At 63.8% G+C, this 15,967-nt stretch carries 12 protein-coding genes; 5 read left to right on the top strand and 7 right to left on the bottom strand.

The genetic code is table 11. The annotated features are described in order from the left end of the window. Window positions 1-98 precede the first annotated feature (98 nt). From AU381_RS14070 to htpX, 3 genes are all read right to left on the bottom strand, one after another. Entirely contained in the window at window positions 99-1,784 is a 1,686-nt protein-coding gene (locus AU381_RS14070) for a heparinase II/III family protein (protein WP_064242378.1), read from the bottom strand. Window positions 1,785-2,123: 339 nt separating this feature from the next. Beyond that, window positions 2,124-3,536 carry an RsmB/NOP family class I SAM-dependent RNA methyltransferase gene (locus AU381_RS14065; protein WP_064242377.1) on the bottom strand — a complete coding sequence of 471 codons (1,413 nt, stop codon included), beginning with the start codon at window positions 3,534-3,536 and terminating at the stop codon, window positions 2,124-2,126. Continuing rightward, entirely contained in the window at window positions 3,536-4,495 is a 960-nt protein-coding gene (htpX, locus tag AU381_RS14060) for a zinc metalloprotease HtpX (RefSeq protein WP_064242376.1), read from the bottom strand. Before htpX ends, AU381_RS14065 begins: the two co-directional genes overlap by 1 nt. Window positions 4,496-4,746: 251 nt before the next feature. Between htpX and AU381_RS14055 the strand changes: the two genes are divergently transcribed. Continuing rightward, on the top strand, window positions 4,747-4,947 hold the full coding sequence (locus AU381_RS14055) for a DUF1674 domain-containing protein (RefSeq protein ID WP_064242375.1): 201 nt from the start codon (window positions 4,747-4,749) through the stop codon (window positions 4,945-4,947). A gap of 260 nt (window positions 4,948-5,207) precedes the next feature. On the opposite strand, the gene acs is transcribed toward AU381_RS14055, so the two are convergent. Continuing rightward, window positions 5,208-7,157: an acetate--CoA ligase gene (acs, locus tag AU381_RS14050; protein WP_064242374.1), complete on the bottom strand. Its 1,950-nt coding sequence runs from the start codon at window positions 7,155-7,157 to the stop codon at window positions 5,208-5,210. Between the two features lie 298 nt (window positions 7,158-7,455). Between acs and AU381_RS14045 the strand changes: the two genes are divergently transcribed. Then, window positions 7,456-8,157: a DUF1013 domain-containing protein gene (locus AU381_RS14045; protein ID WP_064242373.1), complete on the top strand. Its 702-nt coding sequence runs from the start codon at window positions 7,456-7,458 to the stop codon at window positions 8,155-8,157. 179 nt (window positions 8,158-8,336) lie between these two features. Here AU381_RS14045 and AU381_RS14040 read toward each other — a convergent pair whose 3' ends face one another. Beyond that, a complete protein-coding gene (locus AU381_RS14040) occupies window positions 8,337-8,723 on the bottom strand; it encodes an ectoine synthase (protein WP_064242372.1) in 387 nt (128 codons plus the stop codon). Window positions 8,724-8,861: 138 nt separating this feature from the next. Between AU381_RS14040 and AU381_RS14035 the strand changes: the two genes are divergently transcribed. Next, window positions 8,862-9,737, top strand: a complete 876-nt coding sequence (locus tag AU381_RS14035; protein WP_064242371.1) for a LysR substrate-binding domain-containing protein — start codon at window positions 8,862-8,864, stop codon at window positions 9,735-9,737. A gap of 151 nt (window positions 9,738-9,888) precedes the next feature. On the opposite strand, the gene AU381_RS14030 is transcribed toward AU381_RS14035, so the two are convergent. Together AU381_RS14030 and AU381_RS14025 are read right to left on the bottom strand one after the other, a co-directional pair. Continuing rightward, on the bottom strand, window positions 9,889-11,796 hold the full coding sequence (locus AU381_RS14030; RefSeq protein ID WP_064242370.1) for an AMP-binding protein: 1,908 nt from the start codon (window positions 11,794-11,796) through the stop codon (window positions 9,889-9,891). 146 nt (window positions 11,797-11,942) lie between these two features. Next, entirely contained in the window at window positions 11,943-12,602 is a 660-nt protein-coding gene (locus AU381_RS14025) for a YggS family pyridoxal phosphate-dependent enzyme (RefSeq protein ID WP_064242369.1), read from the bottom strand. Window positions 12,603-12,813: 211 nt separating this feature from the next. On the opposite strand from AU381_RS14025, the gene leuS reads away from it, so the two are divergent. Continuing rightward, on the top strand, window positions 12,814-15,444 hold the full coding sequence (gene leuS / locus AU381_RS14020; RefSeq protein WP_064242368.1) for a leucine--tRNA ligase: 2,631 nt from the start codon (window positions 12,814-12,816) through the stop codon (window positions 15,442-15,444). After that, complete coding sequence (locus AU381_RS14015) at window positions 15,431-15,961, top strand: LPS assembly lipoprotein LptE (protein ID WP_064242367.1); 531 nt, start codon at window positions 15,431-15,433, stop codon at window positions 15,959-15,961. Before leuS ends, AU381_RS14015 begins: the two co-directional genes overlap by 14 nt. Window positions 15,962-15,967: the final 6 nt, after the last annotated feature.

Raw genomic sequence — 15,967 nt, 5'->3', positions numbered from 1 at the left:
TCGTTCGGTCTAAAGAATGTCGGGCTCTCGGCGCGCTTTCGACGCTGGTTTGTGCATGTTGTCATCCCAAACCCCTGCACAGTTTTCGGCGACATGGATTAACCCTCGCGGGTCAGCGTCCACTGGATCTCCGGTTGCGACCCCGCCGCGAAGATGACGGTGATCTGCGACGAGGCGCGCACACCGGAGGGGTCGGCGAAGAAGACGTCCTCCTCGATCGCCACTTCCCCGTCCCGGCAGGCAAAAAGCCAGCCCTCGCCGTCGGGCGCACTCAAATAGATCTCGCTCTTGCTGCTCTGGCGAAGCCCGATCGCCGGATGGATGTGAAAGCGGGCAACGGCAATCGCCGCATCGGACGCCTCCGGATCGCTGCCGCTTTCCCGGGCAAGCCGGTCGCGTCCTCGGATCAACCGGCCGCCGTTCAGGACACCGATGTCGCGCTCGTGGATGAGCCCGAAGGCGCCGAGATAGCCATCATGGCGCGCCTTGACCGATTCGATGCGGCCGGGCTCGTCGTTTCGCTCCGCCTCGATTCGCGATACCCCACTGACGATGATCGGACCGAGAAAGGCCGATTGCGAAAAGCGCGAGGAGGAGGTGTCGTTCACCGTCACCGTCGAGTGCGCGGCAGTGGCGCGGGCCATTTGCCGAAATCGTTCGCCGGCGAATTTGGGGGCGCCGGAATTGATGATCAGACGATTTCGTCCCGAAGACATCTCGAAGGAGAGGCAGCCGGCATGGGCGCCGCGCGACAGATCGACCGACAGCGGACGCCCGGTATCCACGATGACGACGGTCTCGCCGAGCGAGAGCCGCTCGAAATTGATATGCGGAAGCGACCGGAACGGCTCACCCGCGGTCTCGTCGTAACGCAGCACCGAAGCAAGCTCGTGCGCCGGCACCGAGGTGGCGCCGTTGAAGAGCGCCAGTTCCCCGCTCTGATGCCGGAAGAACCGAAGCGCAGGGTACATGCGATCGATGCCGGAGATCAGCCGCGACGGCACGTCGTGACCGAGATTGACATAGGTCTGGCGCAACGGCAGCAGATCGAGAAGCAGTTCGAGCCCGGCACGCGGATTGCGGGAGAAATGGCCGCCATCGGGCAGGATCTGCCGGTCGAGCTCGAGATCCAGGCTGCGCCCGGTCCGGCGCAGTGCCGAAGGGGAGACGGGCATCGACACGGACGCCATCGCCAAAGCGATGCGAACCCTGAGCCGTGCCTCACCATCCGGGACGGTCTCGGCGATGTGGCGGAGATAGCGGACCTGAAAGGCGAGGCTCTTCAGGAAGCGGCGATAGAAACCGTGCTCGGCGTGGCGCAACACCACCGGCGAATGCGACAGCCAGGCAATAACGCGCTGGGCGATCACGTCCGCCTCCCAGGCGATGCCGCCGATATTGCGGCCATGCGTGCCCATCCAGTCGTCGAGGATCTGCCGCAGCCTGGCAAAGCCGGCGTCGTCGCGGACGGCGCGCATGTGGCGCAGCCAGTCGAAGGCATGGAGCCGATTGGCAAATTCATGCGACGGCAGATCGATCTCGAAGGGCGATTCGCCTTCGGTATCGAGCACCCGGCCGGCCAGCGGATAGCGGCCCTGAAGTATCTCCTCCGCGACGAAAGGATCGATAGCCCTGAGATCCGTGGGTGCGACGATGAGCCGGTCCGGCGTCGATCCGGAAAAGCGCAGCGCCGACAACCGCCCGAGCGAAAGCCGGCGCGAAAAGCGGCGCCAGCCTTCGCGCAGGTACAGGTAAAGCAGCCTTCGTTTACTGGAAAACAGCATCGGCGCCTGCAGGTTTCTTGATTGCCGCAACGGGACCGTCGGAGCGCTTGGGCAGAATCGCTTTCATGGCCGGAACCGTGCCGGAAGGATGATTAAATTTCTATCAATTTGCCACCATTGATAGGCGGGCGGTCAAAAAGCGTCAATTGCACCGGAGAGACAGTCTGTTGACGAGCCTTATGCCGCCAATGCATGCCGCCCAAAAGTGTGTAACGGTTTTGGGACAACGACATGCACAAAAACAAAGACCCAATGCATGCCGCCCAAAAGTGTGTAACGGTTTTGGGACAACGACATGCACAAAAACGCATCGCATGAAATACGATTGAATGAGACGCGCTAGCCCCCGGGGCGGCGGAGCACAGCCGCGTAGAAACCGTCGAGCCCGCCGGAAAAGGGGGGGCCAAGCGGCAGCATCGCCGGCGTCGTGCGGAATTCGCCAAGAGCGGTGATCGCCGTCTCGAGCCCGGGCCAGTCCGATGGAGCGATCGGAATTCGCGCGCAAAGTCCGTCGTCAAGGACGCGCGCCACGACCTCTTCCCCCTCGCGCGGGTCCAGCGAGCAATTGGAAAAGACCACAAGGCCACCCGGCTTGACGACGCTTAAGGCATGGCGCAGCAGCCGCTCCTGAAGCCGGGCAAGCTTTTCGATGTCCTCCGGCCCTTTCGTCCAGAGCACATCCGGGTGACGCCGCGTCGTGCCGGTCGACGAGCAGGGGGCATCGAGAAGCGCTGCGTCGAAGAGCTCGTCCGGTCGGAAATCCGCCATGTCGATCTCTTTCGTCCGGGCTTCGAGACCGAGCCGTTCGAGATTGGCCTTCAGCCGCCGCAATCGGCTGGAGGACTGGTCAAGCGCCGTCACCTTCGCCCCGGCGAGAATGAGCTGGGCCGTCTTGCCGCCCGGCGCCGCGCAGAGATCGACCACCGCTTTGCCGGACAGATCGCCGAAAAGGCGCGCCGGAATGGAGGCGGCGGCGTCCTGCACCCACCAGGCCCCTTCCGCAAAGCCCGGCAAGGACGGGATCGTGCCGGTAAAATCGCCGAGCCGAACCGAGCCGGTCGGCAGCACCGAGCCGCCGAGACGCTCGGCCCATGAGGCGGGGTCGGACTTCACGGTCAGATCGATCGCGGCGGGAACGAGCTGCGCCTCCGAAATGCCTTCCGCCTCAGGGCGGCCGTAATGGGCGACGAGCCGGTCGTAGAACCAGTCCGGAATGGCCGGCACGGCCCGCACCTTTTCAAGGATCGCCTCCTTCTCGCGCGAAAGCCGCCGCAAGACCGCGTTGACGAGGCTGGCGAAGCGGCGATTGCGCGGATCAGACTGCGCCTGCTCGACCGCAAGGTCGACGGCGGAATGATCCGGAATATCGAGATAAAGGATCTGTGCTGCCGCGACCGTCAGCATGTGCTCCAACGCACGCGCGCCCTCGGGCAGCGGGCTCTGCAGGAGCGAATCGATAGCGGCACGAATCCGCGGCAGGTGACGAAGCGCCGAATTGAGGATGGCCCGCACCAGCGCCCGGTCGGCATCGTTGAGCCCGCGATAGGCGGGATTGCCGTGCTCCTGGTCGAGCATCCCGTCGAGCGAGGTCTTGCGATCGACCACCGCCGCCAGGATCTTGGCGGCCGCCTGACGGCTCTTCAGCCCCGGCTTGGCCTGGACGCTCGCGCCAGGCCGCCGCCCTCCGGTTCCGGACGGCTTGTGTGATCGGGCTCGTTTCGGACGTGAATCGTTCTTGTTTTTTTCTGACATCAGGACCAGGGGCCTCTCGGCGGTTCGGAACCACCGCGACCCCAGCCGGTTCTCGGGACAGAGCGCGATTTGCGCACCGCATTATCAGGGCGAACCGGTGACGTCGAGCCCGCCGGCATCTCGCCCGCCATCCGCTCGAGCGCCGCAACGCGGTTTTCGGTGTTCGGATGGGTCGAGAAGAGGTTGTCCATGCGCTCGCCCGAAAGCGGATTGATGATGAACATGTGCGCCGTCGCCGGATTCCGTTCGGCGTCATAGTTCGGAATTGCATGGGCGAAGCCGGCGATCTTCCGGAGCGCCGAGGCGAGCCAGAGAGGATTGCCGCAGATCTCGGCGCCGCGCCGGTCGGCGGAATACTCGCGCGTGCGGCTGATCGCCATCTGCACCAGCATGGCCGCGAGCGGAGCGACGATCATTGCGATCAGCACGCCGATGAAGCCGAGCGGATTATTGTTTTCGCGATTGCCGCCGAAGAAGAAGGCAAAGTTGCCGAGCATGGAAATGGCACCGGCGAGCGTCGCCGTCAGCGTCATCGTCAGGGTGTCGCGATACTGAATATGCGCGAGTTCATGCGCCATGACGCCGGCAACCTCTTCGTAGGAAAGCGACTGCAGGAGGCCGGTGGAGGCGGCGACCGCCGCATTCTGTGGGTTGCGGCCAGTGGCAAAGGCGTTCGGCTGCGGGCTGTCGATAACATAGACGCGCGGCATCGGCAGGCCGGCTTTCTGCGCCAGGTCGCGCAGGATGCGGTAATATTCGGGGGCGCTGCGCTCGTCGACTTCCTGGGCCCGATACATGCTCAAGACCAGGCGGTCCGAATTCCAGTAGGAGAAGAAGTTCATGCCCGCGGCCATGACCAGGGCGATCATCATGCCGCCCCTGCCGCCAATGACATAGCCGACGGCCATGAAGAGGACGGTCATGAAGGCAAGCAACATTGCGGTGCGCACGAGATTCATGAATGAGCTCCAGGCATTCTACTGCATGTTCCTGCAGCAATTCGAAGTGCTACAGCGACCCTTGTACGTCTGACAAGACGCACGGCGCTGTCGGTCGCTTCCGTCCGATGGCGAAGCCAGGACCGAATCAGGTGTCCCCGATCTCTCCTCAAACGTTTCACGTGAATCAGGGTTCCCGCTTCGGCGGAAGCGACTTATATGATGGGGATCAAGGCCCCGCTCTTCAATATGCCAGGGAACCCAGCCGTCTCATGCAGAACGACAACGACAATTCGCCCGATCGTCCGAAACGGTCGCTGCCGCCGGCAGCACTTCGCGCCCTGAAGGAGGCGGAGGAGAGACGGCACGCCGAGGAGCAGGCGGCGATGCCGGAGGAATTCGGCGGTCGCGGCGGCCTCGACCCTGCCCGTTTCGGCGACTGGGAGATCAAAGGCCGGGCGATCGATTTCTGAGAGGGATTACGTCGATACCAGCGACCAATCGTTTCGGGGGCGAATCGGTGGTGCTCGGCTGAACATTTCGCGTCCAATGCCGCTGGCGATCGCCCCTCGCCCTAGCCCTTACCCTAGCCCTCTCCCCGCACGCGGGGAGAGGGGGACTCGGGGGCGTGCCGCGAGTCTCCTTCGCCCCGCGTGCGGGGAGAAGGTGGCCGGCAGGCCGGATGAGGGGGGTTTCGTAGCGCCTTCGCGCCCTCATACCCCTAAATCCAACCTCACCCGCGGTTCTGGCGATTTGCGATCAGGTCGTCGACGACCGCCGGGTCCGCGAGCGTCGAGGTATCCCCCAGCGAGCCAAAATCGTCCTCGGCGATCTTCCTCAGAATCCGGCGCATGATCTTGCCGGAACGGGTCTTCGGCAGGCCGGGCGCGAACTGGATCTTGTCCGGCGTGGCGATCGGCCCGATCTCCGAACGGACATGCTTGACGAGTTCCTGGCGCAATTCGTCGCTGCCGGCCTCGCCCGCCATCAGCGACACGTAGCAGTAGATGCCCTGCCCCTTGATCGGGTGCGGATAGCCGACAACCGCCGCTTCCGAGACGAGATGGTGCGAGACGAGCGCCGATTCGACTTCCGCCGTGCCGAGGCGGTGGCCTGAGACGTTCAAGACGTCGTCAACGCGGCCGGTGATCCAGTAGTAGCCGTCCTCGTCGCGGCGGCAGCCGTCGCCGGTGAAGTATTTGCCCTTGTAGGTGGAAAAATAGGTCTGCACGAAGCGCTCGTGATCGCCATACACGGTGCGCATCTGGCCCGGCCAGCTGTCGGTGATGCACAGGTTGCCGTCGGCCGGCCCGTCGATCACCTTGCCTTCATTGTCGACGATCTGCGGCTGGACGCCGAAGAACGGGCGCGTCGCCGAACCGGGCTTGAGATCGGTAGCGCCCGGCAGCGGCGTGATCAGGATGCCGCCGGTCTCCGTCTGCCACCAGGTGTCGACGATCGGCGAGCGTTCTTCGCCGACGACATGATAGTACCACTCCCAGGCTTCCGGATTGATCGGTTCACCGACGGTCCCGAGCAGACGCAAGGACGAGCGCGACGAGCGTTTGACAAACTCGTCGCCGGCGCCCATCAGCGAGCGGATCGCCGTCGGCGCCGTATAGAAGATGTTGACCTTGTGCTTGTCGACCACTTCCCAGAAGCGGCCGGCATCCGGGAAGTTCGGCACGCCTTCGAACATCAGCGTCGTCGCGGCGTTGGCGAGCGGCCCGTAGACGATGTAGGAGTGGCCGGTCACCCAGCCCACATCGGCCGTGCACCAGTAGATATCCCCGTCGTGATAGTCGAACACATATTGATGCGTCATCGAGGCGTAGACGAGATAGCCGCCGGTCGTGTGCAGCACGCCTTTCGGCTTGCCGGTCGAGCCTGACGTGTAGAGGATGAAGAGCGGATCTTCGGCGCTCATCTTCTCCGGCGGGCAGTCCGGCTCGACGCTCGGGATTTCCTGGTGATACCAGAGGTCGCGCCCCGGTGCCCATGCGACCTTGCCGCCAGTGCGGCGCACGACCAGGACCTTGCTGACCATCACGTGCTGTCTGGCGGCAATGTCGATCGCCTTGTCGGTGTTTTCCTTGAGCGGAATGGGCTTGCCGCCGCGCACGCCCTCGTCGCAGGTGATGACGAAGGTGGATTCGCAATCGACAATGCGGCCGGCGAGCGCCTCGGGCGAGAAGCCGCCGAAAACGACCGAGTGGATGGCGCCGATGCGGGTGCAGGCGAGCATCGCATAGGCGGCTTCCGGGATCATCGGCATATAGATGGTGACGCGATCGCCCTTCTTGACGCCATGCTTCTTGAGCACATTGGCCAGCCGGCAGACCCTGTCGTAGAGCTCGTTATAGGTGATCTTCTTGTCGAGGTAGGGATTGTCGCCTTCCCAGATGATCGCGGTCTTCTCGCCATGCGTCTTCAAGTGGCGGTCGATGCAATTGTAGGAGACGTTGGTGAGCCCGTCTTCGAACCACTTGATCGAGACATTGCCTTCGAAGGACGTATTCTTGACCTTGGTGTAGGGCTCGAACCATTCGATCCGCTTGCCATGCTCGCCCCAGAACTTTTCCGGATCGGCAACGCTCTCCTCATACCATTCGAGATAGGTCGCGTTGTCGATGAGCGTGCGGTTCTTGGCCGCTTCCAGGACCGGATAGGTCTTGACGTCCATATTTTCCTCCCTGTGCATTTCTGCCTGGATCACGGTGATTGTGGGTCGAATCCGCCCGGACATCACCACGATCGGTTCCGAATGTTGGAGCGGGTGCGCACCGCTCTCGGGGGCACTCCACCGCCCTTTGGAAGAGTCATAGCAGGTCGAAACCCGGCCGCAATTAGACAAAAGCACATTCGGAAGTGAAGAATTGCAATTTCGAGACAACAACGATATAGAACGCTCAATTCCCGGAAATCAGTGGTAGACTCCACGGCCCGCGACACCGGCGCGGACGGACAAAAGGACTATATCCATGGCTCAGCAATTGCTTATGCCCAAGGCAACGGCCGTCTGGCTCGTTGACAACACCGCGCTGTCGTTCGACCAGATCGCGCAGTTTTGCAAGCTGCACCCGCTCGAAGTCAAAGCGATTGCCGACGGTGAATCGGCGCAGGGCATCAAGGGCCTCGACCCGATTGCCACCGGTCAGCTTTCGCGCGACGAGATCGCCCGCGGCGAGGCAAATCCGAACCACAAGCTCAAGCTTTCCGAACCGAAAGTCCGCGTTCCGGATTCGAAGCGCAAGGGGCCGCGCTACACGCCGGTTTCCAAGCGTCAGGACCGCCCGAACGCGATTCTCTGGCTGGTCCGCAACCATCCGGAACTGAAGGACGCGCAGATCTCGCGGCTCGTCGGCACGACGAAGTCGACGATCGAGCAGATTCGCGAGCGCACCCATTGGAACTCCGCCAACCTGACGCCGATGGATCCGGTCACCCTCGGCCTCTGCTCGCAAATCGACCTCGACCTCGAAGTCGAGCGCGCCGCCAAGGGCCGCCCGCTGCCGACCGCAGCGGAGGTCGGCGCGACGCTCGAAGCGGCACGGGAAACCGAAAAGCTCGACTACAGCTTCGAGCGCGAAGAGGAGAAGGAAATCGACGCCGACGCCGTCTTCGCCAAGCTCAAGTCGCTGAAGTCGGACCGCAAGGACGAAGACGAGGACGACAATTACTGATCGCTTTCTCGCCGAGAGACTCAAAAACCCGGATTTTGTGATCCGGGTTTTTTGTTGGCTATGTCTCACGCAAGGGACCCCGCATGCCGGGAAAGGGAACTAAGAGGGCATCGCGAGTCCCCTTCGCCCCGCTTGCGGGGAGAAGGTGCCGGCAGGCGGATGAGGGGCAATACCCCCTCTCAATAGGCCGAGCCCGACGAATCATTCAGGTTGTGGCGTTCGGTGCCCTTGAGCGGTGGATTGAAGACGCTGACGAGAACCAGGTCCTTGTCGCGGCCGCCACGCAGATAGTGCCTGTCATGCTTGTCGAGCACATAGATGTCGCCCTGGCGGATCGGGAAGACATTGCCGTCCATGTCCTCGACCTCGCCTTCGCCGGCGATGCAATAGCAGGCTTCGAGATGGTTGCGGTATTGAAGCAGCGACACGCTGTTGGCCCGCACAACCGTATGGCAGACGGTGAAGCCCATGCCGTCCCTTTCCGTCAGCAGTCGGTGGCTGGTTCCGCTGCCCCACTCGACGAAGTGGTCGGTGGTTTCGATATCCTGCAGGCTGCGCACGAACATGGCGTTCTCCTCATGTAAGAAAATTTGACAGAATGGGCGATGCGGCTCCAGGCCGATTGCGACTGAAGCGTTTATTTGCTTGATTTCCGTTTCCTACAAACGATGATTCCTTACCGGATTGTTGAGGAGAACTTACATATGATGCCCCCCTTGGGCGCCCTGCGGGTCTTCGAAGCCGCCGCCCGCCTTGCGAGCTTTTCCCGCGCCGCCGACGAATTGCACGTCACCCATGCCGCCGTCAGCCATCAGATCCGGCAATTGGAGGAATGGTTTGGCCGACCGCTGTTCCGGCGCGAAAAGCGCGGCGTTCGCCTTGCACCCGAGGCCGAACGGCTCGCCGAGGCTCTGTCTGCCAGCTTCGAGCGCATTGCCGCCGAAGTGGAATCCCTGAAGCTCAGGACCAAGTCGGAAATCACCGTCGCCTGCATTCCCTCGATCGCCACCCGATGGCTGATCCCGGCGCTCGGCGACTTCCTTGCAGGCCAGACCGATGTCACGGTCAAGGTGGTCTACGCCATCGCGGCGCAGCGTCTGCGCGAAACCGGCTGCGACGTGCTGATCACGCTTGGCGCCGACATGTCTGACGGAGTCCTCTGCGAGCGGCTCTTTTCACGCGTCAACCGGCCGGTCGCCAGCCCGCGCTACCTGGAGCGCAAGGGTCGGCTCGGCGACGCTGAACGCATCGCCAACGCGGACCTTCTGCACGACGAGACGACCGCCCATTGGCAAACATGGTTCGCCAGGGCCGGCCTGCAAACGACTGCAGCGAGGGGCCCGGTCTTTCAGGACTTCAACCTGCTCGCGACCGCGGCGATCGCCGGCCACGGCGTGGCGCTCTGTCCGGTGGAAGTATGCCGACGGGAGATCGCCAACGGCGACCTGATTGTGCTTTCGGAGATCGCAGTTCTCGAAGAGGAGGGTTATTTCCTGATCAGCAGGGCGTCCCGGCAGAAGGCGGTTTCTGCCTTCTGCGCGTGGTTCACGGGAGTGGTGGACCCGGCATCGGAATTGTAGATTGTCGCAACGTCTGCAGGTTCGCCCCTCTCCTCGGAAAAAACGGGGAGAGGGGACTCAAAGGCCGCGGCGTGTCCCCTTCGCCCCGCTTGCGGGGAGAAGGTGGCCGGCAGGCCGGATGAGGGGCCGGTGATCCGTTTGAAACGGTTGCTTAAGTCCCGATACCCCGGGCGTGCAGCGCCTCGGTGATTTCATCGAGGATCGCCGGGTCGTCGATTGTCGCCGGCATCTTCCAGGGCTGGCGGTCGGCGATCTTCTGGATAGTCGCCCGCAGGATCTTGCCGGACCGGGTCTTCGGCAGCCGCTTGACGCAGATCGCGGTTCGGAACGCGGCGACCGGGCCGATGCGCTCGCGCACGAGGGCGACGACTTCGTTCTCGATCTCCAATGTTTCCCGTGAAACATTCGAGTTGATCACCAGGAAGCCGGCCGGAATCTGCCCCTTCAGCGGATCGGCGATGCCGATCACCGCGCATTCCGCGACGTCCGGATGGCTGGCGCAGACCTCCTCCATGGACCCGGTCGAAAGCCGGTGACCTGCGACATTGATGATGTCGTCGGTGCGAGCCATGATGAAGACATAGCCGTCCTCGTCGATATAGCCGGCGTCGGCCGTCTTGTAGTAGCCGGGAAATTCCTCGAGATAGGCCGCGCGGAAGCGGTCGTCGGCCTTCCAGAGCGTCGGCAGGCAGCCGGGCGGAAGCGGCAGCTTGACCACCACATTGCCGAGCGTCCCGGGCTCGACCGGATGACCGGCATCGTCGACGACCTGCACGTCATAGCCGGGGAGGGGAACGGCTGGCGATCCGTACTTGACCGGCAGCAGGCCGAGGCCGAGCGGATTGCCGGCAACCGGCCAGCCGGTTTCCGTCTGCCACCAGTGATCGATGACCGGCACGCCGAGGGCCCGCTCGGCCCAGCGGATCGTGTCGGGATCGGCGCGTTCGCCGGCGAGATAGAGCGCCCGGAAGCGCGACAGGTCATGACGCGCCACGTGGGAGGCTTCCGGATCCTCCTTGCGGATCGCCCTGAGTGCCGTCGGGGCGGTGAACATCACGGCGACCCCATGCTCGGCGATGATGCGCCAATAGGTGCCGGGATCGGGCGTGCCGACCGGCTTGCCTTCGAAGAGGATCGAGGTGCTGCCGTTGAGGAGCGGCCCGTAGACGATGTAGGAATGCCCGACGACCCAGCCGATGTCGGATGCCGCCCAGAAGACCTCGCCGGGCTGGACGCCAAAGAAATTCTCCATCGACCATTTCAACGCGACCATGTGACCGCCATTGTCGCGCACGACGCCCTTCGGCTGGCCGGTGGTTCCGGAGGTGTAGAGGACATAGAGCGGATCGGTGGAAGCCACCCCGGCACAGGGCGCTTCCTCGCCGGCCTGCTTGGCCGCGGCCAGGGCGTCGGCGAAGTCGATATCGCGGCCGGGCACCATATCAGCGGAAAGCATGTCGCGCTGGAAGATCAGGCAATGGGCGGGCTTGTTGTTGGCGATCTCGATCGCCTGGTCGAGCAGCGGCTTGTAGGCGACGCTGCGCCCCGGCTCCAGCCCGCAACTTGCCGAGACGACGAGCTCGGCCTGGCAATCGTCGATGCGGACGGCGAGCTCGTTGGCGGCAAAGCCGCCGAAGACCACCGAATGCACCGCGCCGATGCGGGCCGCCGCCAGCATGGCGATCGCCGCTTCAGGGATCATCGGCATATAAATGACGATCCGGTCGCCCTTGCCGATGCCGAGCTTGCCATAGACCGCAGCCATCGCCTTCACGTCGGCGAGCAGCGCCGCATAGGTGATCCTTTCGGTCCTGCCGGTGACGGGACTATCGTAGATGAACGCCGTCTGTTCACCGCGTCCTGCGTCGACGTGGCGGTCGAGGCAATTGTAACAGGTGTTGGTTACGCCATCAGGAAACCAGTGCCCGTAGGTTCCGAGCTCGGCGTCAAAAATGCGGCGGGGCCTTTCGAACCAGTCGATCGCCTCTGCGGCCTCGGACCAGAAGCCTCTCGGATCGGCTTTCCATGCGGCATACACTTCGGAATAGCGGCTCGCCATCTCCGTTCTCCTCCACTGACCTCGCCGAGCTGTTCAGCCCGGCTCCTCGGCTGAGAAGGATAGGCCTGCGGAGGCAAATATGAAGCCCGACGAAAGCGTAATGGGGCGGATGTGCAACAGCCGCTTCCGGTCTCCCGTGCCGCCGATCACCGCGCGCCGAAGATCGCCGATCCGACCCGGACGCTGGTCGCGCCGAAGACAATGGCCGTTTCGAAATCGCCGGACATGCCCATGGAGAGCTTGGTGAGACCGCACTTGGCCGCAAGCTTCGCAAGCAAGGCGAAATGCGGACCGGGATTCTCATCGACGGGCGGGATGCACATCAGCCCTTCGACATCGAGGCCGAGTTCCAGGCGGCAGAGATCGACGAAGGCAACAGTGTCTTCCGGCGCTATCCCGGCTTTTTGCGGTTCGAGGCCGGTATTGACCTGCACGTAGAGGCGGGGTCTGCGGCCCTGGCGCTCCATCTCGGCGGCGACGGCGCGGGCGATCTTCTCGCGATCGATCGTTTCGATCACATCGAAGAGCGCGACGGCATCGGCCGCCTTGTTGGACTGCAGCGGACCGATCAGATGCAACTCGACATCAGGAGTCTCGCGCTTGAGCTCCGGCCATTTGCCTTGCGCTTCCTGGACCCGGTTTTCGCCGAAGACCCGCTGGCCGGCAGCGATGACCGGCCCGATCGCCTCCGCATCGAAGGTCTTCGAGACGGCGACGAGCGTGACGGCGCCTTCAGCCCGCTTCGCCGCCTTTTCGCTCACGCGAATCCGGCTCAGGACGTCGCTCAGCCGATCCTTTACGTCCATTCTGCGCTCCTTGCCGTATCGAGACACCAGCGGATTAGTGAAACTTGCGACGCTTGCCAAGCCCGGCAACCCGGACAGCGACCGAATATGCCAAAGTGCAGGCGCCCGGGCCGTCAAAACTTGACGGTCAGGCGGTTTCGTGATGAAGGTCAGGCCAGCTATTACGAGGGCGCTTCGGGCGCCGCAAGATTTCCGGAACATCGACAGAGACATGGCTACCGAACGATATAATCCGCGTGATGCCGAACCGCGTTGGCAGCAGGAATGGGACGCGGGCAAGGTCTTCGAAACGAAGAACGACGATCCGCGCGAAAAATACTACGTGCTCGAGATGTTCCCCTATCCGTCCGGGCGGATCCACATGGGGCACGTGCGGAACTATACGATGGGCGACGTCGTCGCCCGCTACAAGCGCGCCCGCGGCTTCAACGTGCTGCATCCGATGGGCTGGGACGCTTTCGGCATGCCCGCCGAGAATGCCGCGATGGAACGAGGCGTGCATCCGGCCGGCTGGACGTACCAGAACATTGCCGCGATGAAGGCGCAGCTCAAGGTGATGGGTCTGTCGCTCGACTGGAGCCGCGAGTTCGCCACCTGCGATCCGGCCTACTACCAGCGTCAGCAGCACCTGTTCCTCGATTTCCTGGAAAAAGGCCTGGTCTATCGCCGGCAATCGAAGGTCAATTGGGACCCGGTCGACAACACCGTGCTCGCCAACGAGCAGGTGATCGACGGTCGCGGCTGGCGCTCCGGTGCGCTGGTCGAGCAGCGCGAGCTGACACAATGGTTCTTCCGCATCACCGATTTCAGCCAGGAGCTGCTCGACGCGCTCGACAGTCTGGATCAGTGGCCGGAAAAGGTGCGGCTGATGCAGAAGAACTGGATCGGCCGCTCCGAGGGCCTGGCTCTCCGGTGGGACCTCGATCCGGCGACGGTTCCCGGCGAGACGAGGGAACTGACCGTCTATACGACGCGTCCCGACACGCTGTTCGGTGCATCCTTCCTGGCGATCTCGGCCGACCATCCGCTCGCCAGGGAAGCCGCCGCCAAAGATGCGGCGATCGACGCCTTCTGCGAGGAGTGCCGTCGTGCCGGGACCTCGCTCGCCGCGCTCGAAACCGCCGAAAAGAAGGGCATCGACACCGGCATTCGCGCCAGGCACCCGTTCGATCCGAGTTGGGAACTGCCCGTCTATGTCGCCAATTTCGTGCTGATGGACTACGGCACGGGCGCCATCTTCGGCTGCCCCTCGGGCGACCAGCGCGACTTGGATTTTGCCCGCAAATACGGTCTGCCGGTCGTGCCGGTGGTGATGCCGAAGGATGCCGATGCCGCAAGCTTCACGATCGGCGACGAGGCCTATGTCGGCGACGGCGTGATGATCAATTCGGGCTTCCTCGACGGGCTTTCGACGGAAGAGGCCTTCGAGACGGTCGCCTCGAAGCTCGAGAAGGAAACTCTGAACGGTGCGCCGCGGGCCGAACGCAAGGTGAATTTCCGCCTGCGCGACTGGGGTATCTCCAGGCAGCGCTATTGGGGCTGCCCGATCCCGGTGATCCATTGCGAGGACTGCGGCGTCGTTCCGGTGCCGAAGGCCGATCTGCCCGTCACCCTGCCGGCGGACGTGACATTCGACAAGCCGGGCAATCCGCTCGACCGGCATCCGACCTGGCGGCACGTCGCCTGCCCCGAATGCGGCAAGGACGCGCGTCGGGAAACCGACACGATGGACACCTTCGTCGATTCCTCCTGGTACTTCGCGCGCTTCACCGCGCCCTGGGAGGACAAGCCGACCGATCCGAAGGCTGCCAACCATTGGCTGCCGGTGGACCAGTATATTGGCGGCATCGAGCACGCGATCCTGCATCTGCTCTATTCGCGCTTCTTCACCCGGGCCATGAAGGCGACCGGCCACGTGGCGCTGGACGAGCCTTTCAAGGGGCTGTTCACGCAGGGCATGGTGGTACACGAGACCTATAGCCGCGGCGAAGGCGCGCAGCGCGAATGGATCACGCCTGCAGAGGTCCGCATTGAGGAGATCGACGGCCGCCGCCGCGCCCTCCTGCTCGAGACCGGCGAGGAAATCGCCATCGGCTCGATCGAGAAAATGTCGAAGTCGAAGAAGAACGTCGTCGATCCGGACGACATCATTGGCTCCTATGGCGCCGACACGGCGCGTTTCTTCGTACTGTCCGATTCGCCACCGGACCGCGACGTCATCTGGTCGGAAGCCGGCGTCGAGGGCGCCCACCGCTTTGTCCAGCGCGTCTGGCGGCTCGTCGGCGAGGCTGCCGAAAGCCTGCGCCGCGCGGAAGCTTCGCCGGCTAAGGAAGGCGAGGCGCTGGCGATATCGCAGGCTGCCCATCGCACGCTCCGCGCCGTCGAGTCCGACTACGACAAGCTCGCCTTCAACAAGGCGGTGGCGCGGATCTACGAACTCGTCAACGTGCTCGCCGCGCCGCTGACGCAGGTCGCCGCCGGCAAGGCGGACCGGACCGTCACCGCTGCGGTAAAGGACGCCACGGCGATCCTGATCGACCTGATCGCGCCGATGATGCCGCACCTCGCGGAGGAATGCTGGCGAGAGATCGGCGGGGAGGGTCTCATCTCCGAGAGACCGTGGCCGGCCTTCGACCCGGCGCTCGTCGTCGAGAACGAAATCACCTTGCCGGTGCAGATCAACGGCAAGAAGCGCGCCGATTTGACAATCGCGCGCGACGCAGATCAGAGTGCGATCGAAAGCGCCGTCCTCGCTCTTGACGCCGTCCAGGCGGCGCTCAACGGCGGCAGCCCGAGAAAAATCATCGTCGTGCCCCAAAGGATCGTCAATGTCGTCGTCTGAGAAAGCTGGCCTTCGTCTCCGGTCCTTCAGCATGCTTGCCGGTACATTGCTGCTGACGACACTGGCGGGCTGCCAGGTCCGCCCGCTCTATTCGGACGGCCCGACCGGCGCGACCTCTGCGGCGCTTGGCTCCATCGAGATCTCGGAAGCGGACGACCGCGTCGAGCAGGAAGTGCGCAATACGCTGATCTTCCTGGCCGCGGGCGGCCAGGGCGAGCCCGTCAACCCGCAATATCATCTCGCCCTGAACGTCACGCACCGCACGATGGGTGTGCTTTACGACGAGGCGGAGGACCGGGCGGGCGCGGGCCGCATCGTCGTCAAGGCGGACTACAACCTGACGAGGACGGCGACGGGCGAGACGGTGAAGGCGGGCTACCGCTCGGCGGTCGCGCTGGCCGATTTCCCGGAACAGGAATTCGCCAAGGTTCGCGCGGTTCGCGACGCCGAGAATCGCGCCGCCAAGGAGCTGGCGGAGCTTATCAGGGCCGATATCGCCGCCGCCCTCGGCCGTTGACACCGG

It is taken from the genome of Sinorhizobium glycinis, assembly GCF_001651865.1.
GTDB classification, from domain to species: domain Bacteria; phylum Pseudomonadota; class Alphaproteobacteria; order Rhizobiales; family Rhizobiaceae; genus Sinorhizobium; species Sinorhizobium glycinis.
This window is presented reverse-complemented; position numbering and strand designations above follow the sequence as displayed.

Excerpts from the sequence above, each read along its gene's own strand:
- AU381_RS14035 (WP_064242371.1), top strand. The coding sequence starts at position 8,862 with ATGATGCCCCCCTTGGGCGCCCTGCGGGTCTTCGAAGCCGCCGCCCGC.
- AU381_RS14015 (WP_064242367.1), top strand. The coding sequence starts at position 15,431 with ATGTCGTCGTCTGAGAAAGCTGGCCTTCGTCTCCGGTCCTTCAGCATG.
- AU381_RS14055 (WP_064242375.1), top strand. The coding sequence starts at position 4,747 with ATGCAGAACGACAACGACAATTCGCCCGATCGTCCGAAACGGTCGCTG.
- htpX (WP_064242376.1), bottom strand. The coding sequence starts at position 4,495 with ATGAATCTCGTGCGCACCGCAATGTTGCTTGCCTTCATGACCGTCCTC.
- AU381_RS14070 (WP_064242378.1), bottom strand. The coding sequence starts at position 1,784 with ATGCTGTTTTCCAGTAAACGAAGGCTGCTTTACCTGTACCTGCGCGAA.
- AU381_RS14040 (WP_064242372.1), bottom strand. The coding sequence starts at position 8,723 with ATGTTCGTGCGCAGCCTGCAGGATATCGAAACCACCGACCACTTCGTC.
- acs (WP_064242374.1), bottom strand. The coding sequence starts at position 7,157 with ATGGACGTCAAGACCTATCCGGTCCTGGAAGCGGCCAAGAACCGCACG.
- AU381_RS14045 (WP_064242373.1), top strand. The coding sequence starts at position 7,456 with ATGGCTCAGCAATTGCTTATGCCCAAGGCAACGGCCGTCTGGCTCGTT.
- AU381_RS14025 (WP_064242369.1), bottom strand. The coding sequence starts at position 12,602 with ATGGACGTAAAGGATCGGCTGAGCGACGTCCTGAGCCGGATTCGCGTG.
- leuS (WP_064242368.1), top strand. The coding sequence starts at position 12,814 with ATGGCTACCGAACGATATAATCCGCGTGATGCCGAACCGCGTTGGCAG.
- AU381_RS14065 (WP_064242377.1), bottom strand. The coding sequence starts at position 3,536 with ATGTCAGAAAAAAACAAGAACGATTCACGTCCGAAACGAGCCCGATCA.
- AU381_RS14030 (WP_064242370.1), bottom strand. The coding sequence starts at position 11,796 with ATGGCGAGCCGCTATTCCGAAGTGTATGCCGCATGGAAAGCCGATCCG.